Annotated in this window: 27 protein-coding genes, 1 tRNA gene and 1 riboswitch; of the genes, 13 read left to right on the top strand and 15 right to left on the bottom strand. The window is 55.9% G+C overall.

Features of this window, described 5'->3' with window-relative positions:
- Positions 1-38 precede the first annotated feature (38 nt).
- The 6 genes from urtB to TA5113_RS16630 all read left to right on the top strand — a co-directional run bounded on the left by urtB (position 39) and on the right by TA5113_RS16630 (position 5,207).
- Positions 39-965 carry an urea ABC transporter permease subunit UrtB gene (gene urtB, locus TA5113_RS06865; protein WP_058315596.1) on the top strand — a complete coding sequence of 309 codons (927 nt, stop codon included), beginning with the start codon at positions 39-41 and terminating at the stop codon, positions 963-965.
- Between the two features lie 12 nt (positions 966-977).
- Entirely contained in the window at positions 978-2,105 is a 1,128-nt protein-coding gene (urtC, locus tag TA5113_RS06860) for an urea ABC transporter permease subunit UrtC (protein WP_058315595.1), read from the top strand.
- A 9-nt stretch (positions 2,106-2,114) separates the two neighbouring features.
- Complete coding sequence (urtD, locus tag TA5113_RS06855; protein WP_058315594.1) at positions 2,115-2,855, top strand: urea ABC transporter ATP-binding protein UrtD; 741 nt, start codon at positions 2,115-2,117, stop codon at positions 2,853-2,855.
- 15 nt (positions 2,856-2,870) lie between these two features.
- Positions 2,871-3,560, top strand: coding sequence for an urea ABC transporter ATP-binding subunit UrtE (urtE, locus tag TA5113_RS06850; protein WP_058315593.1), 690 nt, complete (start codon positions 2,871-2,873; stop codon positions 3,558-3,560).
- 26 nt (positions 3,561-3,586) lie between these two features.
- A complete protein-coding gene (gene fmdA, locus TA5113_RS06845) occupies positions 3,587-4,816 on the top strand; it encodes a formamidase (protein ID WP_058316655.1) in 1,230 nt (409 codons plus the stop codon).
- A 61-nt stretch (positions 4,817-4,877) separates the two neighbouring features.
- Positions 4,878-5,207, top strand: coding sequence for an FmdB family zinc ribbon protein (locus TA5113_RS16630; protein WP_082625905.1), 330 nt, complete (start codon positions 4,878-4,880; stop codon positions 5,205-5,207).
- Between the two features lie 196 nt (positions 5,208-5,403).
- Here TA5113_RS16630 and TA5113_RS16925 read toward each other — a convergent pair whose 3' ends face one another.
- From TA5113_RS16925 to TA5113_RS06810, 7 genes are all read right to left on the bottom strand, one after another.
- Entirely contained in the window at positions 5,404-5,556 is a 153-nt protein-coding gene (locus TA5113_RS16925; protein WP_165589388.1) for a hypothetical protein, read from the bottom strand.
- On the bottom strand, positions 5,553-6,017 hold the full coding sequence (locus tag TA5113_RS06840; protein WP_058315591.1) for a hypothetical protein: 465 nt from the start codon (positions 6,015-6,017) through the stop codon (positions 5,553-5,555). Before TA5113_RS06840 ends, TA5113_RS16925 begins: the two co-directional genes overlap by 4 nt.
- Positions 6,017-7,291: an agmatinase family protein gene (locus tag TA5113_RS06835; RefSeq protein ID WP_220387196.1), complete on the bottom strand. Its 1,275-nt coding sequence runs from the start codon at positions 7,289-7,291 to the stop codon at positions 6,017-6,019. The genes TA5113_RS06840 and TA5113_RS06835 overlap by 1 nt, the downstream gene beginning before the upstream one ends.
- The gene (locus TA5113_RS06830) at positions 7,278-8,036 is read right to left on the bottom strand and encodes an ATP-binding cassette domain-containing protein (protein ID WP_058315589.1); all 759 of its coding nucleotides are present in this window, start codon (positions 8,034-8,036) and stop codon (positions 7,278-7,280) included. Before TA5113_RS06830 ends, TA5113_RS06835 begins: the two co-directional genes overlap by 14 nt.
- Positions 8,033-8,845 carry an ABC transporter permease gene (locus TA5113_RS06825; RefSeq protein ID WP_058315588.1) on the bottom strand — a complete coding sequence of 271 codons (813 nt, stop codon included), beginning with the start codon at positions 8,843-8,845 and terminating at the stop codon, positions 8,033-8,035. The genes TA5113_RS06830 and TA5113_RS06825 overlap by 4 nt, the downstream gene beginning before the upstream one ends.
- 60 nt (positions 8,846-8,905) lie before the next feature.
- The gene (locus tag TA5113_RS06820) at positions 8,906-9,970 is read right to left on the bottom strand and encodes a putative urea ABC transporter substrate-binding protein (protein WP_058315587.1); all 1,065 of its coding nucleotides are present in this window, start codon (positions 9,968-9,970) and stop codon (positions 8,906-8,908) included.
- Positions 9,971-10,064: 94 nt separating this feature from the next.
- Positions 10,065-10,173, bottom strand: a riboswitch (guanidine-I (ykkC/yxkD leader).
- Positions 10,174-10,334: 161 nt separating this feature from the next.
- Positions 10,335-10,424: transfer RNA gene (locus TA5113_RS06810), tRNA-Ser, on the bottom strand.
- A 222-nt stretch (positions 10,425-10,646) separates the two neighbouring features.
- Between TA5113_RS06810 and TA5113_RS06805 the strand changes: the two genes are divergently transcribed.
- The 7 genes from TA5113_RS06805 to TA5113_RS06775 are packed head-to-tail and all read left to right on the top strand — an operon-like array spanning position 10,647 to position 17,032.
- The gene (locus TA5113_RS06805; RefSeq protein WP_058315585.1) at positions 10,647-11,504 is read left to right on the top strand and encodes an SPOR domain-containing protein; all 858 of its coding nucleotides are present in this window, start codon (positions 10,647-10,649) and stop codon (positions 11,502-11,504) included.
- A 39-nt stretch (positions 11,505-11,543) separates the two neighbouring features.
- Positions 11,544-12,725 carry a D-alanyl-D-alanine carboxypeptidase family protein gene (locus tag TA5113_RS06800; protein ID WP_082625904.1) on the top strand — a complete coding sequence of 394 codons (1,182 nt, stop codon included), beginning with the start codon at positions 11,544-11,546 and terminating at the stop codon, positions 12,723-12,725.
- The gene (gene tmk, locus TA5113_RS06795) at positions 12,722-13,369 is read left to right on the top strand and encodes a dTMP kinase (RefSeq protein WP_058315584.1); all 648 of its coding nucleotides are present in this window, start codon (positions 12,722-12,724) and stop codon (positions 13,367-13,369) included. Before TA5113_RS06800 ends, tmk begins: the two co-directional genes overlap by 4 nt.
- Positions 13,366-14,487, top strand: coding sequence for a DNA polymerase III subunit delta' (locus TA5113_RS06790; protein WP_058315583.1), 1,122 nt, complete (start codon positions 13,366-13,368; stop codon positions 14,485-14,487). Before tmk ends, TA5113_RS06790 begins: the two co-directional genes overlap by 4 nt.
- Before the next feature lie 2 nt (positions 14,488-14,489).
- Complete coding sequence (locus TA5113_RS06785; protein ID WP_058315582.1) at positions 14,490-15,296, top strand: TatD family hydrolase; 807 nt, start codon at positions 14,490-14,492, stop codon at positions 15,294-15,296.
- A complete protein-coding gene (locus tag TA5113_RS06780; protein WP_058315581.1) occupies positions 15,293-16,096 on the top strand; it encodes an MBL fold metallo-hydrolase in 804 nt (267 codons plus the stop codon). Before TA5113_RS06785 ends, TA5113_RS06780 begins: the two co-directional genes overlap by 4 nt.
- Before the next feature lie 6 nt (positions 16,097-16,102).
- A complete protein-coding gene (locus TA5113_RS06775) occupies positions 16,103-17,032 on the top strand; it encodes an AEC family transporter (RefSeq protein WP_058316654.1) in 930 nt (309 codons plus the stop codon).
- Positions 17,033-17,035: 3 nt separating this feature from the next.
- Here the strand turns inward: TA5113_RS06775 and TA5113_RS06770 are convergent, their stop codons facing one another.
- The 8 genes from TA5113_RS06770 to phnG are packed head-to-tail and all read right to left on the bottom strand — an operon-like array spanning position 17,036 to position 23,175.
- Positions 17,036-18,223, bottom strand: a complete 1,188-nt coding sequence (locus tag TA5113_RS06770) for an alpha-D-ribose 1-methylphosphonate 5-triphosphate diphosphatase (RefSeq protein ID WP_082625903.1) — start codon at positions 18,221-18,223, stop codon at positions 17,036-17,038.
- Positions 18,220-18,768 (bottom strand): phosphonate metabolism protein/1,5-bisphosphokinase (PRPP-forming) PhnN, encoded by a 549-nt coding sequence (gene phnN / locus TA5113_RS06765; RefSeq protein ID WP_058315579.1) that lies wholly within the window; start codon positions 18,766-18,768, stop codon positions 18,220-18,222. Before phnN ends, TA5113_RS06770 begins: the two co-directional genes overlap by 4 nt.
- Positions 18,765-19,448 (bottom strand): phosphonate C-P lyase system protein PhnL, encoded by a 684-nt coding sequence (gene phnL, locus TA5113_RS06760; protein ID WP_058315578.1) that lies wholly within the window; start codon positions 19,446-19,448, stop codon positions 18,765-18,767. The genes phnN and phnL overlap by 4 nt, the downstream gene beginning before the upstream one ends.
- A 2-nt stretch (positions 19,449-19,450) precedes the next feature.
- On the bottom strand, positions 19,451-20,221 hold the full coding sequence (phnK, locus tag TA5113_RS06755) for a phosphonate C-P lyase system protein PhnK (protein WP_058315577.1): 771 nt from the start codon (positions 20,219-20,221) through the stop codon (positions 19,451-19,453).
- Positions 20,218-21,078, bottom strand: a complete 861-nt coding sequence (locus TA5113_RS06750; RefSeq protein WP_058315576.1) for an alpha-D-ribose 1-methylphosphonate 5-phosphate C-P-lyase PhnJ — start codon at positions 21,076-21,078, stop codon at positions 20,218-20,220. Before TA5113_RS06750 ends, phnK begins: the two co-directional genes overlap by 4 nt.
- Positions 21,075-22,163: a carbon-phosphorus lyase complex subunit gene (locus tag TA5113_RS06745; protein ID WP_058315575.1), complete on the bottom strand. Its 1,089-nt coding sequence runs from the start codon at positions 22,161-22,163 to the stop codon at positions 21,075-21,077. Before TA5113_RS06745 ends, TA5113_RS06750 begins: the two co-directional genes overlap by 4 nt.
- A complete protein-coding gene (gene phnH / locus TA5113_RS06740; RefSeq protein ID WP_058316653.1) occupies positions 22,163-22,726 on the bottom strand; it encodes a phosphonate C-P lyase system protein PhnH in 564 nt (187 codons plus the stop codon). The genes TA5113_RS06745 and phnH overlap by 1 nt, the downstream gene beginning before the upstream one ends.
- On the bottom strand, positions 22,726-23,175 hold the full coding sequence (gene phnG, locus TA5113_RS06735) for a phosphonate C-P lyase system protein PhnG (RefSeq protein WP_058315573.1): 450 nt from the start codon (positions 23,173-23,175) through the stop codon (positions 22,726-22,728). The genes phnH and phnG overlap by 1 nt, the downstream gene beginning before the upstream one ends.
- Between the last annotated feature and the right edge of the window lie 49 nt (positions 23,176-23,224).

Genomic DNA, 23,224 nt, shown 5'->3' with positions numbered 1-23,224 from the left:
CCGGGCTGGCACCCCCCTTACATCGACCGGAGGCAGGCATGTTTGCTGACTACTCTACGGCCGAGCTTGGCGCGATTTTCGCCATGCAAGGCTTTGCGGGCTTAATTCTCTTTTCCGTTTTTGTCCTGATGGCACTCGGCCTCGCAATCATCTTTGGGCAGATGGGCGTGATCAACATGGCGCATGGCGAGTTCATGATCCTTGGCGCTTACGTCACTTACATTGTTTCAAACATTTTCTCGGCTTACATGCCCGGGCTCTTTGGCGCATATTTCTTTGTCGCCATGTTTTTGGCCTTCATAGCGTCTGGCGCTCTCGGGTTATTGGTCGAATGGGCCATGATCCGGCACCTATATAAGCGTCCTTTGGATACGCTTTTGGCCACTTGGGGCCTCAGCCTGATCCTGCAACAGATTTACCGCAGTGTATTTGGCGCACGTGAAGTGGGCGTCAGCATCCCCGATTGGATGATGGGCTCTTTGCCGCTTACTGATCTGATTGAAATTCCGATCAACGGTATCTTTGTGATGGTTCTCGCGGTGAGCATCTCGCTGGCGGTTTACATCATGATGTTCCGCTCGACTTGGGGTCGCCAAGTGCGCGCCATCAACCAGAACCGCGTGATGGCTGGGGCTGTCGGCATCAACACCGAATGGACCGACCGTCTGACCTTTGGCATCGGGTGCGGTGTGGCCGGTGTCGCAGGCTCTGCCTTCACGATGATCGGATCTACCGGCCCAACCGCTGGCCAGCTGTATATCGTCGACACCTTCCTTGTAGTCGTCTTCGGCGGCGCGGCGTCCTTGCTCGGTACGATCGCCAGCGCGTTCTCTATCTCTCAGGCGCAGTCGATCATGGAATTCTTCCTTTCTGGCTCCATGGCAAAGGTCATCACCCTGCTGGTTGTCGTCGGCATCCTGATGATCCGTCCGCAAGGCCTCTTTGCCTTGAAACTGCGTAAATAAGGAGCCATCGGAATGACACTGTCCAATTACATGAACCGCAAAGAGCTCTTGGGATTTGTGATCCTTGCGGTGGTCATCTTTCTTGTCCTGCCACTTGCGCTCGACACCTTCCGCCTGAACTTGTTTGGCAAATACCTGACCTACGCCTTTGTGGCGATCGGTCTGGCCTTGTGCTGGGGTGCGGGGGGCATCCTCAGCCTTGGTCAGGGTATCTTCTTCGGGCTTGGCGGTTATTGCATGGCGATGTTTCTGAAGCTTGAAGCATCCACGCCAGAGAACACATCCATCCAATCCACACCTGGCATTCCAGACTTTATGGACTGGAACCAACTGACGGAACTGCCAGTGTGGTGGCAACCCTTCTACAGCCTAGGTTTTACAATGTTGGCTGTGGTCATGGTGCCGGTCGTCTTTGCCTTTATCATCGGGTTCGCCATGTTCACCCGGCGTGTGGGCGGTGTTTACTTCGCAATCATTACACAGGCCTTCGCTGCGATCCTGACGATCCTGATCATCGGTCAACAGGGCTATACCGGCGGTGTGAATGGCATCACGGATCTGCGCACCCTGATGGGATGGGACATCCGCACGGACGAAGCCAAGAACATCCTTTATTTCGTCAATGGCGTCCTGCTTTTCGCGGTCCTGTTTGTGGCGCAGTTTGTGCGCAAGTCGAAACTAGGGCGGCTCTTGATCGCCATGCGCGACCAAGAGGATCGCGTACGCTTCTCGGGTTATAACGTCGCGAACTTTAAGATCTTCATCTTCTGTCTTGGTGCGGCCTTTGCGGGCATCGGTGGCGCAATGTTCACCCTACAGGTTGGCTTTATGTCCCCTACCCTCGTGGGCATCGTACCTTCGATCGAGATGGTAATTTTCTGCGCCGTTGGCGGACGGCTATCCATCCTTGGCGCGGTCTACGGCGCGCTTTTGGTGAACCTCGCCAAAACCACCTTCTCTGAAGGTTTCCCAGAACTTTGGCTGCTTGGCCTTGGTGGTTTGTTCATCGCCGTTGTGATGGCCTTCCCCAACGGATTGGCAGGTCTTTGGTCCGAAAAAGTTGAACCTTGGATCGAGAAGACCCTGAAAAAAACCAAGGTTGCTGAAGCACCCGGCCCTAACAAAGCACCGGCAGAATAGGAGCATCCAATGTCAGAACGTTTTATTCTCAGCGTCGAAGATCTGACCGTCTCCTTTGATGGCTTTAAGGCAGTCGATGATCTCAGCTTCTATGTTGAACCCAACGAGTGCCGGGTGATCATTGGCCCAAACGGAGCGGGTAAGACCACCGTCTTGGACCTAATCTGCGGTCGCACCAAAGCCACCGGGGGCACCGTGAAGTTCAAGGGTATGAACCTCTTAGATATGCGCGAAGACCAGATCGTGCATGCCGGTGTTGGGCGCAAGTTCCAAACGCCAAGTGTGTACGAAGATCTCTCGGTCTTTGAGAACCTCGAACTCTCCTACCCCAAAGGCCACGGTGTGTTTGGTGCGGTCTTCTTTAAACAAGATCAGGCGGTGAAGGACCGCATTCAAGAGATCGCGGAAACCATTTTCCTTACCGATCAACTGGATGAAAAAGCGGCCTATCTCAGCCATGGCCAAAAACAATGGCTCGAGATTGGGATGCTGCTGATCCAAGACCCCGAGCTGTTGATGCTGGATGAACCGGTGGCCGGGATGTCGGTCGCGGAACGTAAGAAAACTGCCGAGCTTCTCAACCGCATTATCCAGGACCGTTCCGTGATCGTGATCGAACACGACATGGGTTTTGTGGCCGACATCGCGACGCGCGTCACGGTTTTGCATCGCGGCGAGTTGCTCAGCGAAGGCTCCATGGATCACGTCCAGAACGACCCAAAGGTCGTCGAAGTTTACCTAGGCCATTAAGAAAGGGCATTCCAAATGTTGAATGTAGAATCCCTGCGCGCCTCCTATGGCGAAAGTGAAATCCTGCACAGTCTGGATCTGAACGTGAAGCCCGGCGAGATCGTCGCCATCATGGGTCGCAATGGCATGGGGAAAACCACGCTGATGAAAACCCTGATGGGCATTGTGCCTGAAAAGGGTGGAGATGTGGTTGTGGGCGACAAAGCCGTCACCGGCATGAAATCCCACCAGCGCGTTGCCAATGGTATCGCCTATGTCCCACAGGGTCGGATGATTTTTTCATCCATGACCGTGCAAGAAAACGTGGAAACCGGCCTGACCGTCACCGGGCAAAAGAAAGTGCCGGAAGACATTTACGAACTGTTCCCGGTGCTGTTGGAAATGAAAGACCGGCGCGGTGGCAACTTGTCAGGTGGTCAGCAACAACAGCTCGCCATCGCCCGCGCCTTGGCGTCAAACCCCAAGGTTTTGCTGTTGGATGAACCCACCGAGGGCATCCAGCCGTCCATCATTCGAGAAATGGCCCGCACCTTGCGCAAAATTCGCGACCAGAAGGGCCTGACGATCATCGTTTCGGAACAGGTTCTGAGCTTTGCCTTGGACGTCGCCGATCGCGTGATGGTCATCGAAAACGGCACCTTCGTGCACGACAGCCCCCGCGATGGGGTGGATGAGGCCAAGGTCTCAAAATTTCTCTCAGTTTAACGGAAGTCAAAAGAAAGGATTGCGTTATGGCCGATACGCTCATCTCTGTGGACCTTAGTGAAAGCCCACATACAAACGAGAACATTCACAACCGTTGGCATCCAGACATCCCGATTAATGTCTGGGTTGAGCCTGGCGATGATTTCAAAATCGAAACCTATGACTGGACCGGTGGCCAGATCAAAAATAACGACGACGCCAGCGACGTACGTGATGTTGAACTGGAACAAGTGCACTATTTATCGGGGCCTATCGGCGTCAAAGGTGCAGAACCCGGCGATTTGCTTGTTGTTGAGATTCTCGACATCGGTGCCAAAGAAGACATGCTGTGGGGCTTTAACGGTTTCTTCTCCAAGCAAAACGGCGGTGGCTTCCTAACAGAGCACTTCCCCGAAGCCCAAAAATCTATCTGGGATATCGACGGGATGTTTACGAAATCCCGCCACGTGCCCGGTGTGAAATATGCCGGTCTGATCCACCCCGGTCTGATCGGCTGTCTGCCGGACCGAAAAATGCTGGATATGTGGAACACACGCGAAACGGAGTTGTTTAATACAGACCCAAACCGCACGCCTCCGTTGGCTGCTCTGCCAAACACGCAGAGCGCTCATATGGGTGCAATGAAAGGCGAAGAGCGCGACGCGGCAGCAGCAGAAGCCGCGCGGACTGTTCCGCCCCGTGAACATGGCGGGAACTGTGACATCAAAGACCTTAGTCGCGGTTCAAAGATCTACTTCCCAGTCTATGTGGATGGTGCGGGCCTTTCTATTGGGGATCTACATTTCAGTCAGGGTGATGGCGAAATCACCTTCTGTGGTGCGATTGAGATGGCTGGCTGGCTGCACCTGAAAGTGTCTTTGATCAAAGAGGGCGTATCCAAATACGGCGTGAAGAACCCAATCTTCAAACCGTCACCGATCACACCGTCCTACAATGATTACCTTATCTTCGAAGGCATTAGTGTCGATGAACAGGGCGAACAGCATTATTTGGACGTACATATCGCCTATCGTCAGGCCTGCCTGAACGCGATCGAGTACCTGAAGAAATTTGGTTATTCCGGCGCGCAGGCCTATGCGATCTTGGGAACCGCGCCGGTGCAAGGCCACATTTCTGGCGTCGTCGATATTCCGAACGCATGTGCAACGCTTTGGTTGCCGAACGATATCTTTGAGTGGGACATGATGCCGAATGCGGATGGGCCGACCAAATATCTAGATGGTTCCATCGACGTTCCACTCGCCCCCGATCTTTAAACAACTCTTTTGCCTCCTGTTCATCAGGGGGCAATTCCCGAACTAGAGCGAAAGGTATGTCATGCCGGTCTATGAATATGAATGCGACGAATGTGGGGTTTTTGAGGAAATGAGGCCAATGAGCCGGTTCATGGATCCTTGCCCGTGCCCTGAATGTGGAACCGAGGCCCGTCGGGTGATGATATCAGTCCCGCGTTTATCCGCGGTATCTAGCCGCGTGCGCCACGCTCATGAAACAAACGAACGTTCCGCAGACAGCCCTAAACGCAGCAACCATGGGCCAGGTTGTGGATGTTGTGGGGGAGGAACCAAAAAGCCAAGCAAAACACTGCATCACCCAAACGGAGCCAAAAGCTTTCCAACGAAGCGCCCGTGGATGATCTCTCATTGACCGGACTTCATACGCTCTGACCACCGAAATTTCTGCATAATCTACTATATTTTAGGAACGCTCGCCCCAGCTTCGATCCCTCTTCGCGGAGTTGGGGCACTTTTTGAGCCAGTATTCTAGAAAGCCCATTTCGCAATACGCCCGCAGCGTTCCGTGTTGGGCCCAGCGACAGACTCTGGGCCCGATTAGGTCGCGATCAACGCTTCCAAAGCAAATAAGCGGTTCCGGCAGCAAGCAGCGCCAAAATCAGCGTATTTTCGATCCCGTGGGTGTGAAAATGCCCATCTACATGGGCAAATGCTGGGGATGCGACCAAGAGGCCGACGATGGTCATAAGGCTACGTTTCATGCCTCAATCTCCTGTTTTCGTTGATAAAGAAAGTCGCGAATATCGAGCGTGGATTTTTCATCCATCGACACGTAGATCAGCGACATATTGGTGCGTTCTTGGACCATCTCGCCGGGAAATGGCAGGTAGCTAAGTTCACGAGATCCAAAAGACGGGGATGCGGTGCCAACCTGCCAATCGGTGGTCAGTTCTACATCGATCAGCTTGAGCGCTTTTGCCCCGTCCTTTGAGGGGCGTTCAAAGGGCACGCCAGCCAGTTTTAAATAGCTGGTTTTATCCGCTGCCTGAAGAAAGCCTTCGATGAATTGCGTGGCTAAAACCTGAAGGTCCGCCGCCTCATCCGCGTGATGCATGTGACTGTGCAGATGATCGCCATGGGCATGATTGTGACCATGCCCGTGCGGGGCATGGCTGTGATCATGGTCATGGTGGTGGTGGTGATGTGGGTGATCGTGTGGCATCAGACCCCCACCTTATGCGGGCCATCGTTGCGCCAGCGGCGACCGTTGAATTCACCATGCGGTAAGCTCACTGGCTTATCGATGAATTTCTTATGCGCCCCCAGCTTGCCGTTGGACACCAAGGCCCCCAAAACGTCCACGATCACCCGTGTCCCCATCAGCGCGGTGATGTCGGATGTGTCATATGGCGGAGACACCTCGACCAGCTCCAAGCCACAAATGCCTTCTGCTGCGATGCCAGAGGCCAATGCCAAAGCTTCACGAGGCAAGAAACCGCCGGGTTCTGGCCAGCCTGTGCCCGGTACAAAACCACAGTCGATGCTATCGATGTCAAAGGACATGTAGACCATGTCGACGTCTTTCCAGGCCATCTCCAGCGCCATCTCGATGGTCTTGTCGATGCCCATTTTTTCCATGTCACCCATGGTGATGATGTTCGTGTTGCGCTCACGCGCGACCTTCACCGCCTCGCGTGGCACCTGCCAGCCCCCAATGCCGATCTGTACGAGATTTGTCGCGGGGACATTGGGCAAGTTGGTGGAATGGAACCATGGCGTCGTGTGCATCCGCTCATCCAAGTCTTTCTCTTGAATGTCCGCATGACGGTCAAAATGCACGATACCGATCTTCTTGGACGTACACTCTGCGATCCCGCGCACACAGGGGAAGCCGATGGAATGGTCGCCACCAATCATGATTGGCAAAGAACCAGAGCTGGCCACGTGGCTCACAGCACGGCTGATCTGATCAAAAGACTTTTCGATATTTGCAGGGATCGTGAACACGTCACCTGCATCACAAAGGGTCATTTGCTCGCGAAGATCGACGCCAATCTCGTAGTTATAGGGCGTATAAAGCGCCGAGATTTTACGGACCCCTTGCGGGCCAAAGCGGGTGCCTGGACGGTAAGTTGTACCGCCGTCAAATGGGATCCCAAGTACCGTGGCATCATAGTCTGCGACCTCCAGAACGTCCTCGGCATAAGGTGCCTTGAGGAATGTGTTGATCCCGGCGAAATGCGGCAGTTCCCCGCGCGCAAAAGTCGGGATGGATTTGTCTTCGATGCTGTCAGCACCGGTCAGGCCCATGCGGAGCGCCCATTGGCGTTCTTCTTCCATGCGGCCTTCGGGCAGATCAGCCTCTAGATGCATGGCCTTCCAGCCTGCAAGCTTGGTCAGGTCCGGGTGGTGATGGCGCTTCTCGCGCGCCTCGATGGTGCCCTTTAAGTCCATAGGGTGGTGGGTTCGGGAACGGTCCCGATCATGCAGAAACATCTGCGTCCTCCTTCAATTGAAACGGGATGCCCCCATCGCGGGCATCGAAATCATATGTGATGGTCGCGCCATACATGCCTGGGTCATGCGGGTCCCAGCGCGGCTTATCAAAGACCAGAACACGGTCCCCGAGTTTGAACCCCTCCTGCAGGTCGTGCGTGACCATAAAGACCGTCATGTTGGTCTCATCACGCAGTTCCAAAAGAAAATCGTGCATTTGCAAACGTGTGCCCGGATCAAGCGCGCCGAACGGCTCGTCGAGCAGCAGGATGCGCGGTTTGGCGGTCATGGCCTGTCCAATAGCCAAGCGTTGCTGCATGCCGCCAGAGAGCGATGCCGGGTATTGGTCGGCAACGTGATTGAGGCCAATGCGCTCGAGCATTTCATCGGCGCGCGCTTCAGCAGCTTTGCGTTTCGCTCCGCTAAGGCGGCCAAAGGCTGTGTCAAAGCTTTCCGCAGCAATCAAGTTCTCGCGCACGCTGAGATGTGGAAAGACCGAGTACTTCTGAAACACCACACCGCGTTCGCGGTTGGGTTCTTTGGCAGTGTCCCCGCCATCGATGCTGATCTCGCCCTTATAGGGGCGTTCTTGCGCCAGGAGCATGCGCAAGAAAGTGGATTTACCGCAACCAGATGCGCCGACGATTGAGATAAATTCGCCTTCCTCGATGGTCACATTGACCCGTTCCAAGATCGAGCGATCCCCGTATTTTTGCCAAACATTTGAGACAGTTACGAAACTCATAGGCCTGACTCCATCCAAGGGAAGGCTTTGCGCGAGAGCGTCTTGAGCAGCCAGTCGATGATGAAGGCGAGGATTGTGATCCAAATCACGTAAGTGAGGATGACATCCATCGCCAAATAGCGGCGCACAAGGAAGATGCGGTAGCCAAGGCCGACATTGGACGCGACTGCTTCTGCGGCAATGAGAAAGAGCCAAGCAGACCCAAGCGACAGGCGCACGTTAGAGATCAACCGCGGCAGCACCTGCGGCAGGGCCACCCGCATCGCGATCACAGCGGAAGATGCGCCAAGGGTTTGTGCTTTGACAATTTGTTCTTGCGGGATTTCCAGCACGCGCTGTGCAAGATCGCGGGTCATAAACGGGGTGATCCCGATGACAATCAGGACAACTTTAGATGTTTCCCCAAGACCAAACATGATGAAGAGGATTGGTAAGAGCGCAAGAGGCGGCACCATAGAGAGTACTGCGATGAAGCTCGACATTGTTGAACGCGCGTAAGGCAGCAACCCAATCGCGAGGCCGATGAGCAAGGACAACAAGGCTGAGATCCCTACCCCACCGAAAAGACGCGCAAGGCTCGCGAACGTATCATTCCAAAGGAAAATTTCTTTGGACCGCCGATCGGGTTCCGTGAACAACCGTTGCGCGGTTTCGGCGATGGTGGACGGCGCTGGCAGCAACTTGTCTTGCGGATTGGCTTCAAGGCGAATGTCAGAGCCGATGGAATAGGCTGCGAAAATCGCGATGAAAGGCAAAGCCGCCAGAAAAATGGCCGCCGGTCGTGCCGGTATGAGGTTGATCAGGCGCATTAACGGACCTCCTGTTGTGAAGGAGCAGACCTTTGCCAGGTCTGCTCCGGTTTCAGGTGCTTACAGCGCGCCGTCGGCGGCCATCTGCATGTAGGTCGTGTCAAAGCGGAACTTCACGTTGCCCGCGTCCCCGGTGGTGGAACCATCCGGGTAAGCGATGCCCACGAAGTCAGCGCTTGGCGCGCCTTCGCCAAGGATGCCTTTGTCAAACAGGAACTCAGCGACGCTGGTCATTGTGGTCGGAAGATCAGCGGATGTGGACTGCGCTACCGCTGCTGCGGGATCGTAGAACATCTCAGTCGCGGCAAGCTGTGCTTTATAGCCCGCCAGATCGGTACCGGACGCTTCTGCCATCGCCGTCAGCGCAGCTTCGTCGCCCGCTGCCATCAATGACATCAGCTCGTACCATGCTCCCGCCACAGCCTTACCGAAAGATGGGTTGCCGGCGAGGGTTTCGGTATTCACCACCATCAGGTCGAGGATTTCGCCCGGAATGTCAGAGCTATCAAACAAGACGTTCGCGGTCGGGTTGGACCCAGTGATTTCGGACACCAACGGGTTCCAGGTGACTACCGCGTCCACATCATCGGTGGCATAGGCCGCGATCATGTCGGCATCAGACGTGTTGATGACACCGTCAAGATCGGATTCCTCAAGGCCGACGGAATCCAAACCGCGTGCCAGAAGATAGTGAGATACAGAGAGCTCGACCAAATTGACCGGCTTGCCCTTAAGGTCCGCGAGACCACCCTCGCCTTTCATAATCACCGCGTCATTGCCGTTGGAGTAATCGCCCACGATCAGAGCGGTTGTGTCGACACCGCCACCCGATGGAATGGACAGCGTATCCATGTTGGTCGCGGAAACACCGTCAAAAGCGCCTGCGGTGTATTGGTTGATGGACTCGATATAGTCGTTAAACTGAACAATCTCGACGTCGATGCCGTATTTGTCGGCCCATTTGTCCATGATCCCGCTGTCTTCCAGATAGCCCCACGGCATCCAGCCCACATAGATGGACCAAGCGAGTTTGAATTCGGTTTTCTCTTCTGCGGCCAGCGGCGCTGCAGCGGTAAGCACGCCCAAAGACAAGGCGGTTGCGGACAGTAGCTTTGTGATCTTCATGTCATTCCCCATTGCGCGTCCCGCCGATTTTTTCGTTGGTTTGGACCCGCTGGCGGAACAAAGAGATCAGGGCGCGGACAAAACCAGCGCAGTAGTCTCCCGGGATTTTGGCCCGCCGTGTGCCTTGCTGGATTTTGCCAACAAGGTGACGCTTCTCGGACCTGACCCGCTGGGAATGCGGCGGAACCCTAAGCGTCCTGCACCTTCATCACACCCGTGCAAAAGGTCGAAAAACAATAAAACTGCGTGCCAAAAATAATGAAAATGGTGGTATTTGCTCGAAAATCAGGCAGAAAAATCCACCAAGGATCAAAAAATGACCAGCAATTCGAGTGCGTCGCCAAGAGTGGATTGTCAGGGATAGTGGCGGAGGAGGTGGGATTCGAACCCACGAAGGGCGTTAACCCTTGCTGGTTTTCAAGACCAGTGCATTCAACCGCTCTGCCACTCCTCCGGTCGGGCCTGACTAAAGCGGTTGAAATGATTCTGAAAGATCAAATTGGGGAAAAATCGCCGATGCTTCCATGCAGCCTTTTCAGAAAGCCCCCCGCGCGATAGACTGCGCTCAAAGGAACGGGCGCCACGAGGGGAATGGGCGCTTGGCAGATAGAACGTCGACACATAAGACCGGTCATAAAGGCCACAAGCGGCGCGATATTCAGGCAGAGGGCATGTCATGAAGTATTCCATCTACACTCTGGGTTCAGGAACCCGTTTTATGCGCGGCGCAATGCTTGTATCGGCACTGAGCTTGGTTGCAGCTTGTGAAGATTTTCAAGGGTTTAACCTTGGTGGTGGTGCGGATTCTGCTGGCCCCACACAAAGCACGTCAACGACGTTTGTTGAACGGGATGTGGAAGCGCCAGAAGTGTTTTCCGCAAAAGAAGCCGGTCTTTGGGACGGCCGCCCATCATTGGGCGGCGTTTGGGTTGCCCACCCCGACGTGACCGACCCGGAGCGGGTCATCATTCGCAACCAAGCCAATGGGAAATTCGTGATCGGTGCTTTGTTCCGTCGCGAACGCGCTTTGCCCGGCCCACGGCTGCAAGTGTCGTCTGACGCAGCAGGCGCTCTTTCTATGCTTGCGGGTCAGCCCGTTGAGCTAGAAGTCACAGCTTTACGCCGCGAGGAAGCGCCGGTTGAGCCGGAAGTGGTAGAGACAGTAGACGCGGTTGAAACCGTTGAAACCGAAACGCTTGATCCGGTGGCTTCCGCAGCTGCAGCGATTGATGCGGCAGAGGCCGCTCCTACGGCAACGGCACCTGCGCCTGCAGCGGCTCCAGCCCCAACAACCAGCAGCTTGTCTAAGCCTTATCTTCAAATTGGCATCTTCAGCGTCAAAGCAAATGCCGAGAATACGGCTGCGCAGATGAGCCGCGCTGGCTTAGACGCGACCATTAAGCCCGGGGAAAGCAATGGCAAAGCCTTCTGGCGCGTGGTGGTGGGTCCTGCGCAATCCTCATCTGAACGTTCTGCGATGCTGAAAAAGGTCAAAGAGACCGGCTTTAGCGACGCGTACGCGGTCACCCATTAATTTTCACTCGTTGAACTCTGTTTCCAAGGGATCAGGATCATGAAAAACACACTTAAATCCATGGTTTTGGGCACTATCGCCGCAGCGATGATTTCTGTACCTGCCTGGGCGTTTGAGACCCGCGCGAAGACAGCTTTTGTGATCGACCAGACCACCGGCACGGTGCTTTTGACCAAAAATGCCGATGACGCGGTTCCCCCTGCCTCCATGTCAAAGCTCATGACGCTGTATATGGCGTTTGAGGCAGTGCGCGATGGGCGTTTGTCCATGGAAGAACGGCTGCCCGTGTCCCAACATGCGATGAGCTATGGCGGCTCCACCATGTTTTTGGACACAACAGACCGTGTAAAGGTCGTCGACCTGCTGCGCGGCATTATCGTGCTCTCTGGCAATGACGCCTGTGCTGTAATCGCCGAAACCCTAAGCCCTGATGGAACGGAAGAAGGGTTTGCGCGCCAGATGACTCTGCGCGCGCGCCAGATCGGCATGACAAATTCGACCTTCGCCAACTCCAACGGTTGGCCCGCGCCGGGGCATCGCATGTCGATGCGCGATTTGGCCCTATTGGCCAATCGCCTGATTTCAGACTTTCCTGAATTCTACCCAATGTTTGCCGAAACCGAGTTTGCCTTCGACGGTCGCGCCCCGCGTAACACGCTGAACCGCAACCCGCTGCTCAAGCTTGGCATTGGCGCCGATGGACTGAAGACCGGCCATACCCAAGAAGCAGGCTATGGCTTGGTCGGCTCCGCCAAACAGGGCAATCGCCGCGTGATATTTGCGGTGTCTGGCATGGACAGCACCAAAGATCGTGCTGAAGTGTCCGAGCAGATCGTGAACTGGGCCTTCCGCCAGTTTAGCGAGCGACAAGTGCTGCGCGCGGGCAAACGGGTTGCTCAAGCGGATGTTTGGATGGGGGCATACCAGAAGGTTAGCCTGGTTTCCGCTGAAGATGTGAATGTTTTGCTTCCAGTCATCGGGCAGAATGATCTGGAGGCCGAGGTTGTCTATAACGGACCACTTCAAGCGCCGATTTCTAAAGGTCAGCAACTGGCGGAACTTGTGATAAAACCCATGGACTTGCCTGAAATCCGTGTACCGCTTGTGGCAGAGGCCGATGTGGCCGCAGGAGGCTTTACGGTCCGCTTGCGCACCGCTACAGCAGTGTTGATGTCACAGTTTGGCATCGCACCAGACACGGCTCCTGAGGAAGCAAGTTGACGTCACCAGAAGATCAGCCGGATCGTCCCGGTACATTTATCACCTTTGAGGGCATCGACGGGTCCGGGAAATCCACGCAGACCCGATTGCTTGCCGAACACCTCGAGAGCCTTGGGCATGAGGTCATCCTGACCCGAGAGCCCGGCGGCTCGGTTGGGGCCGAAGAAATTCGCTCTTTGGTGCTTGAAGGCGACCCGGATCGCTGGTCTGCAGAGACGGAGTTGTTGCTTTTTACTGCTGCGCGTCGGGATCATCTGGAGCGTACGATTTATCCGGCGCTAGATGCAGGCAAGGTTGTGATCTGTGATCGTTTTGCGGATAGCACACGCATGTACCAGGGCCTCTCTCGTGGGGATTTGCGGGAAAAAGTTGATAAGCTTCATAGACTTATGATTGGGACAGAACCAGATCTGACGATCCTGATCGACATGGACCCTGCCGTGGGTCTCGCCCGTGCCAAAGGCCGTCAGACAGCGGAAGAGCGATTTGAAGACTTTGGCCAAGAGCTGCAGTTCAAAATGCGCCACGGGTTCCTAGACCTCGCACAGCAATTCAAAGACCGCTTTCGCCTGATCGACGGCAATCGCAGCGTTGATGATGTGGCTGGCGACATCCGACTGGCTGTGACAGACTATCTGGCATGAGCGAAGACGACCTCCCCCAAAGCGACCAGATTGACGGCGCGCCGCATCCGCGTGAGACGGTGAAACTGTTTGGTCAGGACGCCGCCCAAAATGGGTTCTTGGAGGCGTTTAACGCTGACCGTTTGCACCATGGCTGGTTGCTGACAGGCCCCAAAGGGGTCGGTAAAGCAACCCTCGCTTGGCAGATCGCACGGTTTTTGCTGGCGACGCCTAAAAGTGATGGCGGCGGCATGTTTGATGATGCGCCCCAGATCGCGCAGAGTTTAGCGATTGATCCTGAACACCCGGTCGCGCGCCGCATTCAAGCGGGGTCAGAACCGGGGCTTTTCTCGGTCAAGCGACCTTATGATGAGAAAACCAAGAAGCTCAAAAGCCAGATCACGGTGGATGAAATCCGCAAGCTGAAGAATTTCTTTGCGCTTTCGGCCACCGATGGCGGGCGTCGGGTGGTGATTGTGGATAGCGCCGATGAAATGAACGTCAGCGCCGCAAACGCTCTCTTGAAGCTTCTCGAAGAGCCACCGGCAGACACGGTGATCTTTCTGATTTCACACCAACCATCGCGGCTTTTGCCCACCATTCGGTCCCGTTGCCGAGAACTACGCCTTTCGACGCTGAACGCCGAGGATATGGCCGCTGCGCTTGAACAGGCGGATGTGGAGACTGATCATTCTGCGGCAATGGGCGAGCTGGCGTCGGGCTCGGTAGGCGAAGCCATTCGGCTTTCTCAATCTGGCGGGATGCGGATTTATGCGGATCTGATCAACCTATTTTCAGAACTCCCACAAATGAATCGCCCACGCGCCTTGGCGCTGGCGGATTCAGCGGTTGGGCGCGGCTCGGAGGAGCGGTATGAAATGCTGCTCAACCTGATAGATCTCTTCCTGATCCGGGTTGCCCGCACGGGCGCGACCGGTCAATTGCCGGGCGTGGAAGCAGCCCCCGGCGAGGCAGACCTGCTAGGGCGTCTATCCCCTACACCGCACAAAACCCGGGCATGGGCCGAGGTCGCTGCAGAGATCACCTCACGAAGCCGGCATGGTAAGTCGGTAAACCTTGACCCGGCGGCGATGGTGCTGGATACGGTTTGGAAGATACAACAAACCGCGCAAAGCTGATTATGACCAAAGCTCCGCTTATTACCGACAGTCACTGCCACCTGGATTTCCCGGATTTTGACGGCGAACACGAGGCGCTGATCGAACGCGCCGCTGAGGCAGGCGTTGGTCGCATGGTTACGATCTGCACGCGGCTTAAGAACGAGCCGCAAGTGCGTGCTTTGGCAGAGAAATACGACCCAGTGTTTTATGCGGCAGGCACCCATCCCATGAGTGCAGCAGAAGAACCTTTGGCCACTGTCGAAGAGCTTGTGGCCATGGCCAAACATCCCAAGTTCGTGGGTATTGGTGAAAGCGGTCTGGACTACCACTACACCGCGGAAAGCGCTGAGATCCAAAAGCAATCTTTGTATGTTCACATCGAAGCGGCGCGGCAGACTGGCCTGCCTTTGATCATCCATGCCCGCGCGGCAGATGAAGACATGGCACGCATTCTTTCTGATGAATATGCTAACGGCGCATACAGCTGTGTGATGCACTGCTATTGCTCGGGCCCGGAATTGGCCAAAACCTGTGTGGACCTTGGTTTTTATCTGTCTATGTCTGGCATTGCGACGTTCAAGAAAAGCCAAGAAGTGCGCGATATTTTTGCGGCCGCGCCTGTCGACCGGGTGCTGGTGGAAACCGATAGCCCCTATCTGGCCCCGACCCCGTTCCGCGGCAAACGCAATGAACCTGCCTACACGGCACATACCGCGAAAGTGGGCGCAGAGGTATTCGGCATGGACTATGCGGAATTCGCAGCTCAGACCGAGGCGAATTTCGAACGACTCTTCACCAAAGCGGTGCCAAAGGCGGTCGCTGCATGAGTGACACGCTGACCTTCACAATTCTGGGCTGCGGCAGTTCTGGTGGTGTGCCCCGTTTGGGCGGCATTTGGGGGGATTGCGATCCTGAAAACCCAAAGAACACCCGCACCCGCTGTTCGCTTTTGGTGGAGCGCGAGAATGCCAAAGGCAAAACCACGGTCCTGATCGATACCAGTCCCGACATGCGCCACCAGTTGCTGCGTGAGAATGTCGGTCGTCTGGATGGTGTGATTTACACCCATGCGCATGCTGACCATGTCCATGGGTTGGATGATCTTCGCATGATCGTTTTCAATATGCGCGAGCGGGTGAAAGTCTGGGCGGACACCCCAACACAAGACGCCCTGCTCTCTCGCTTTGGCTATGCGTTTGTGCAGCCCCAAGGCTCGCCCTATCCACCGATCCTTGATCTGCATGGCATTGCCGATGAGCCTGTCGATATCGACGGCCCCGGCGGCCCGATCACCTTTGAGCCACTAGAAGTCGCGCACGGGGGCATTGATGCGCTGGGGTTCCGCATGCATGACGTGCTCTACATGCCGGATGTGTCTGAGATCCCAGAAAACGTCGCCCCGAGAACTGAAGGTTTGCGCTGCTGGATTTTGGACGCGTTGCGCCGCACACCACACCCAACGCATTTCCATCTGGACACGGCGCTGGAATGGATTGAACGCTCAAAACCAAAAGAAGCGGTTTTGACCAACATGCATGTGGATCTGGATTACGAGACGCTTTCGGCGGAAACCGCAAGCCATATTCGGCCCGCCTATGATGGGCTTAAACTTAGCTTTCCGATTTAATTTCAAATGCTTGACATCCTAAACATCGTTCTGCCGGTCTTTGTCTTGATCGGTTTGGGCTATGTTGCGCGTTGGGTAGGTTTGGTCACCGATACGGTGGTCGACAGCATGATGCGCTTCACCATTCTGTTCTTGGTGACAGCCCTGCTTTTTGGCGCGATTGCGGATCTAGACCTTAAAGCCAACTTTGATGGGGCGATGCTGGGCAGCTATTATGCCGCCGGGTTTGCGTGTTTCTGCGCGGGGCTTTTGGGCGCTAGACATCTCTTTGGCCGCCCGTGGGAAGACAGTGTTGTGATCGGCTTTGGCAGTCTTTTCGCCAACTCTCTGATGCTGGGCCTTCCGATTGCAGAGCGCGCCTTTGGAGCAGAGTCACTGGGCGGCAACTTTGCGATTATCTCGGTGCACTCGCTCTTTGCCTATGGGGTCGGCATCACAGCCATGGAAATTGTGAAAGCACGCGGCAAGTCCTTCTTTGCCACGGTGACCACGGTTTTGAACGGTATGGTGTCAAACGCGCTGGTTTTGGCGATTGCGGCTGGCTTTGCGGTGAACCTTTCGGGCATCACCCTGCCAACAGCCATCGATGACAGCATCGATCTATTGTCCCAAGCCGCCCTACCGACCGCACTTTTTGCGATCGGCGGCGTCTTACGGCGGTATCGACCAGAGGGTGATCTGCGTGTTGTCCTATATATTTGCGCACTTTCCTTGGGGCTTCCCCCTGCCCTTGCATATGCGCTTGGCAGCCATTTTGACATCTCCCAAGACAATGTCAGATCGATGATTACAACCGCCTCGATGGCGCCGGGCGTTAATGCATACCTCTTTGCCAACCTCTATGGGCACGCAAAACGCGTTGCCGCCAGTGCGGTGTTGATTGGCACCGCACTGTCAATTGTCACCGTCTCATGTTGGCTCTTGATCCTTCAATAGGCCCTAGCCAACCTGCCGCGCTTGGCTCCATACACCGCGCACCACTGGGGTGCTTCCTAGAGCAGAAACCCGCACAATATCGGCGCGGAGACCTTGTGCGAGACGGCCTCTGTCCTTGAGACCCGTCGCATCTGCTGGATTGGCGGTCACCGTGCGTACGGCGCGCGGTAGATCATCCCAACGTTCAGCCAGTCGGAAGGCCGATAGCAGCAAAGCCGCAGGCACATAGTCAGAGGAGATGATATCCAGCAAGTTGCGATCCGCCAGATCAAGCGCAGACACGTTGCCGGAATGAGATCCACCGCGAATGATATTTGGTGCGCCCATCATGATGGCGATGTCATTGGCGCGGCAGGCCCCTGCGGCTTCAACCGTGGTGGGGAACTCAGCAAGGTGGATGCCGTGACCAGAAGACACTTCGACCTGTTCTGTTGTGGTGTCGTCGTGGCTTGCCAGCACGGCGCCAAACCGACGCGCTTCAGACACGGTCTTTGCCTCGTGCAACTCGCCATAGGTCTCGCGCAGCTTGAGAAGCTTTTGAACATGCTCGTCAAATTCCGCGTCATTCATGCCGCGTTTTGAAGCCACATAGGTTTTCAATTTCGAGATATCTCGGAACTGACGTTGTCCCGGAGTGTGATCCATCAGGCTGACGATGCCGACGCGGTCGGTTTCATCGAACTCTGACAATTCTTCCGCCAAGGTTTCTGAACACACCTCTGCCCGAAGGTGCAGGAAGTGGCTGATTTTCAGAACGTTTTTCTCTCGCAGCTGCCAAAGCTCTTTGGACAGTTGCCGCGCATATTTGATGTAGCCGCCCTTGCCGGTTGGGATCGAGCCAACACGCATAGCGTCGAACACGGTTGTGATGCCCACACTGGCCAGTTCCGCATCATGGGCGAGGATTGCCGCATCGTGCGGCCAATCGACGCTTGGACGCGGCTGGATGTGGCGCTCTAGGTTGTCGGTGTGCAGCTCGATCAGGCCCGGGATCAGGTAGTCCCCTGCACAGTCGATGGCACCATCTGGGACATCAGAGGTTTCTTCGATCTTCGCAATGATCCCGTCCTGCACCCAAAGTGCGCCGGTGATGACATGATCTTCCAGGACGATCTGCGCGTTCGCGAGACAAAAGCTGCCCAGTTGAACCGACGATGGGGCCAAGTTGTTGGACGCAATGGGAGAATTCATAACGGCACCTTTTGCGGGAATAGAATTTCAATAGCATTGGCGACGGTTTCTTCCAAAGAGCCGTCGTTAGACAAATCGGTGACCTTCGCCCCTTCCGGCAATGGCCTGCTTGCGCGCTCAAGGCGCTTGACGATCTCAGCCTCGCTTTCGCGCCCCCGTCCAGCCAGACGCGTGGCAAGGGTTTCAGGGGTCGCGGTGATGTTGAGGGTCAGCAATTCGGGAAACACCTCTTGCGCACGAGGCAGGACGGCACGGGATAGGTTCACCAGAAGCTGCTCGCCGCGCGCGATGCGGGTGCGAACGGTATCTGGCACGCCGTAGTACAGACCATGCGCTTCCCAATAGAGGCAAAATTCCCCTGCTCCGGCGCGCATGTCGAATTCTTCTTCAAGTACAGCCTCATAGTCTTCGCCACCCAAACCCGGTGCGCGGGTGATGGTGCGTTTCACGAGCTTCAGTGCTGGCACGGCCTCCACAAGGCCGTGCATGACGCTGTCTTTGCCCACACCAGACGGGCCGACAATCCCGATCAGACGCCCACTCATGCGGCCGCCTGTGGGGAAAACCCGGTGACGTCGATTTCTCGGTCGCAGACCCGTGCACGGGCGGCTTCGTCATGGAAAATCCCGACGATAGAGGTGCCGCGTGCTTTGGCATCCTCAATAAGCCCAAGAACCACTTCTCGGTTCGTGGCATCCAAACTCGCGGTTGGTTCATCAAGCAGCAAAGCCGGATATTCATGGGCAAAGCCGCGCGCGATGTTCACGCGTTGTTGTTCACCACCGGAGAAAGTCGTTGGGCTCAGTCCCCAGAGCGCTTCGGGAATGTTGAGTTTGCCCAGCAACGCCGCCGCGCGGTCTTTGGCTTCATCAGCTGCCACGCCCAAAGACAGAAGCGGCTCGGCGACCACGTCCAGTGTCGAGACCCGAGGCACCACCCGCAGGAACTGGCTGACATAGCCCAGCGTGTCCCGGCGCAGCGCGAGGATTTCCCGTGGCGCAGCCTTGGTCACATCCACATCGCCCACTTTAACGGTGCCTGCCGCAGCCAGGTAATTGCCATAGATGATCCGCATGAGCGTGGACTTGCCCGCACCGGATGCACCGGTCAAAGCAACGCACTCCCCTTTTGGCACCACAAGATTTGCGCCGCGCATCACTTCCAGCACGGCACCGCCTTGATTGTGCAGGGTGAAGGTTTTGGAAACGTTTGAAAGTTCAATCATAGTCACACCTGCAGAACCGAGCTGACCAGCAGCTGGGTGTAAGAATGTTGTGGGTCATCAAGCACTTGATCCGTCAGACCGGTCTCAACCACACGGCCTGACTTCATCACCATCAGGCGATCCGCCAGAAGGCGTACAACCGCCAAGTCATGGGTCACGATAATCGCTGAAAGTCCGAGATCACGCACTAAGCCACGCAATAAGTCCAACAGGCGCGCCTGCACAGAAACGTCTAGGCCCCCGGTCGGCTCATCCATGAAGACAAGCCGCGGTCCAGTTACCAAGTTCCGCGCTATCTGTAGACGCTGCTGCATGCCACCAGAGAATGTCGTCGGGCGGTCATCCACACGGTCTTCCGAAATCTCGACCCGGTCGAGCCATGTCACAGCTTCAGAGCGAATATCGGCATAGTTACGCGCACCAACGGCCATGAGCCGCTCGCCCACATTGCCGCCGGCACTTACCCCCATGCGCAGGCCATCCCGCGCGTGTTGATGTACAAATGCCCAATCAGTCCGCCCTAGCATGCGCCGCTCGGGTTCTGACATTTTCAGCGTGTCTTTGGGGCCATCGACGCGGGTGTCAAAGATCACCTCGCCTTTATCAGAAGGCAAATGCCCCGCCAGACAGTTGAGCAAAGTGGATTTGCCGGAGCCAGATTCCCCAACGATTCCCATGACCTCACCGGGGTAAAGGTCAAAGCTGACATCGGTGCAGCCGATGTGATTGCCATAGTGTTTGGCAACGTCTTTGACTGACAATAATGGTGTCATGCCGCTGTCTCCTTGGTCAGGTCACCGGTATGGCCTTCCGCCCGACGCTTTTCGCAATAGTCCGTGTCAGAGCAGACAAACATCCGCCCGCCTTTGTCATCTGTGATCACTTCATCCAGATAGGAATCTTCGGCCCCGCACAGCGCGCAGGCATGGGGGGCTTTAGACGGATCAAACGGGTGATCTTCAAAATCCAGGCTCACAACCTTGGTGTATGGCGGCAGCGCGTAGATCCGTTGCTCGCGCCCTGCGCCAAAGAGCTGAATGGCAGACATTTCCATCTTTGGATTGTCAAATTTCGGGATTGGCGACGGGTCCATCACGTAACGGTCTTCCACCTTCACGGGATAGGCATAGCTGGTGGCGATATGGCCGTGTTTGGCGATGTCTTCATAGAGTTTCACATGCATGAGGCCGTATTCTTCCAACGCATGCATTTTGCGGGTCTCGGTTTCACGAGGTTCTAAGAAGCGGAGTGGTTCCGGGATGGGCACTTGATAGACAAGGATCTGGTCCTCGCTCAGGTCCTCTTCAGGAATGCGGTGACGGGTTTGGATGACCGTTGCCGCCGAGGTTTCCGTGGTGGTTCCGACCTCTGCCGTCTTTTCGAAAAACTTGCGAATGGACACGGCGTTGGTGGTGTCATCGGCCCCTTGGTCGATCACTTTCAGCGTGTCCTCTGGCGTCAATGTCGCCGCTGAGACCTGCACCCCGCCGGTGCCCCAACCATAGGGCATCGGCATTTCGCGGCTGGCGAACGGCACTTGGTAGCCGGGGATTGCCAGACCTTTGAGGATCGCACGGCGGATCATGCGTTTGGTCTGCTCATCTAGGTAAGCAAAGTTGTAATCGCTCATTCTGCTGCCTCCGGCACAGCCCGTTCCATGGCCTCACGGCGCAATTTGCGGATCAATTCCAATTCAGATTGGAAGTCCACGTAATGGGGGAGTTTGATATGTTCGAGGAACCCGGTCGCCTGGATATTGTCGCCGTGATAGAGCACAAATTCTGCATCTTGCGCCGGTGCGCCAACATTGTCTTCGCCCAGTTCTTCCCAACGCAATGCCCGGTCTACAAGAGACATCGAGATCGACTTGCGCTCTGACTGACCAAAGACCAAACCATAGCCGCGGGTGAATTGCGGGGGTTCTGTTTTGGAACCGGTGAACTGGTTCACGGTTTCACATTCCGTCACGGTGATTTCACCAAGATCAATGGCAAATCCCAGTTCTGGAATGTCCATTTCCACAGACACCGCGCCAATGCGCAGCTCGCCTACAAAGGCGTGGGTGCGGCCATAGCCCCGTTGGGTGGAATAAGCCATGCCCAGCGTAAAGCCTTCATCCGCACGTGCCAAAGACTGCAGGCGCAAAGCTCGGTCGGCGGGCAGTTCGAGTGGCTCGCGCGTCAGGTCGGGCGGCGTGTCTTCGCTGGCCGCTTCATCCTGAATAAGCCCTTCCTTGTTCAGGAATTCCGTCACATGGGGCACCGTTTCAGGCACCGCGTCGCGCTCTGGAACTTCGATTGTCTCACCATCTGCGGCCAATTTGAAATCCAGCAGACGGTGCGTGTAGTCAAAGGTTGGGCCCAAAACCTGTCCACCCGGCAGGTCTTTAAAGGTCGCGGAAATCCGGCGCTCGCAGTCCATCTCACTTGTCTCAATTGGGTTTGAGGACCCAAAACGCGGCAATGTTGTGCGGTAGGCACGGATCAGGAAGATTGCTTCAATCAGATCGCCCCGCGCTTGTTTGATGGCCAATGCCGCAAGATCAGGATCATACAGCGAGCCTTCCGCCATCACCCGGTTCACCGCCAGCTTCAGCTGTTCGCGAATTTGCGCAATGGACAGTTCTTCAACAGACGTATCCCCCCGGCGCTCTTCAGCAAGCCAGGCATGCGCGTTTTCAATGGCGCGTTCGCCGCCCTTTACAGCAACATACATCAGCGGACCTCCGTCGTGCGTGGCAGGGCCGCGACGCGGCTGCCTTGGGTGAAATAGAAATCGAGCCCTAGCGGGAAGAGCATCTGATTGGCTTGGAATGCCGCCGTTTCCGGCAAGCTCAGCGCCGCACGGTCTTTGATGCCCGGGCCTTGCAGCACCGCACCTTGGTTTTCAAGAACGTCACTTTCCACGATCAGGCTGGCAGAGCGATCCGGGTATTCGGAGGTGCCGATTTTGAATTGAGACAGCGGCGCAAGCGCCTCCCATGTGCCAACCGCAAAGTCGCAGGTCGCAGCCGATACAAGCGGTGCGCCGATGTGGAAGTTGATCCAATTGCGTACGGCATCAGTGTCAGCGTCCCCGGCAAGGTAGATGCCTGTATCCGGATCACAAAGGGTCAATAGCAAGGTCGCTGCAGCTTTTGACACCGGTGCTGGGGCCTCGGCCTGATCCAAATCTAGAATGGTGCCCGGTTTTGCCATGACCGTCATGATCTGGCGAAAGGCACGGGCGGCTTCTGGTGCGGGATCGAAAAACCCGCCTGTGAGTTCAAGAGCTTCCATCAGTCCTCTCCTCGCGCCATGGTGAAGAAATCGACCTTCGTCGATGCTGCTTTGCGCGCACGAGCCGATTTGGTGTCAGCAACTTGTTGAGAGAGCGGAGACAAAACCGCTGCCTGCAACTCAGTCGCCGCCTCTGTCTGCATCAGCGCGTCGACCAGTGCTGCGCTTTCGGCGTCTTCTTTGCGGCGTCCTTGCACATAGCCATGTCCGACTTCACCGGTGCTGAGTTTGAGCGAGCAGCGCGTCACGGTCATCTCACCCAAATTAAAGGGTGCGCCCGTTGCGCCGGTGCGGCCACGTACCATGACGCTGCCAATTTCCGGGGGACGCAGCCAGTCAAACGCGGGCGTCTCGGCGGTTTGTGCAAATAGCTTGGTCAACGCGCCATCAGGCGACGTCGCCATCAGGCTCAACCAAGCTTTGCGCTCTTTTTGTTGGATCTCTTGCATGGCCTCTCGACAAGTTTGCAGTTTACTATACAACTAGACATATTATCGC

It is taken from the genome of Cognatishimia activa (genome assembly GCF_001458335.1).
GTDB classification, from domain to species: domain Bacteria; phylum Pseudomonadota; class Alphaproteobacteria; order Rhodobacterales; family Rhodobacteraceae; genus Cognatishimia; species Cognatishimia activa.
The sequence above is the reverse complement of the archived record's forward strand: the minus strand, read 5'-3'. Positions and strand labels throughout refer to the sequence as shown.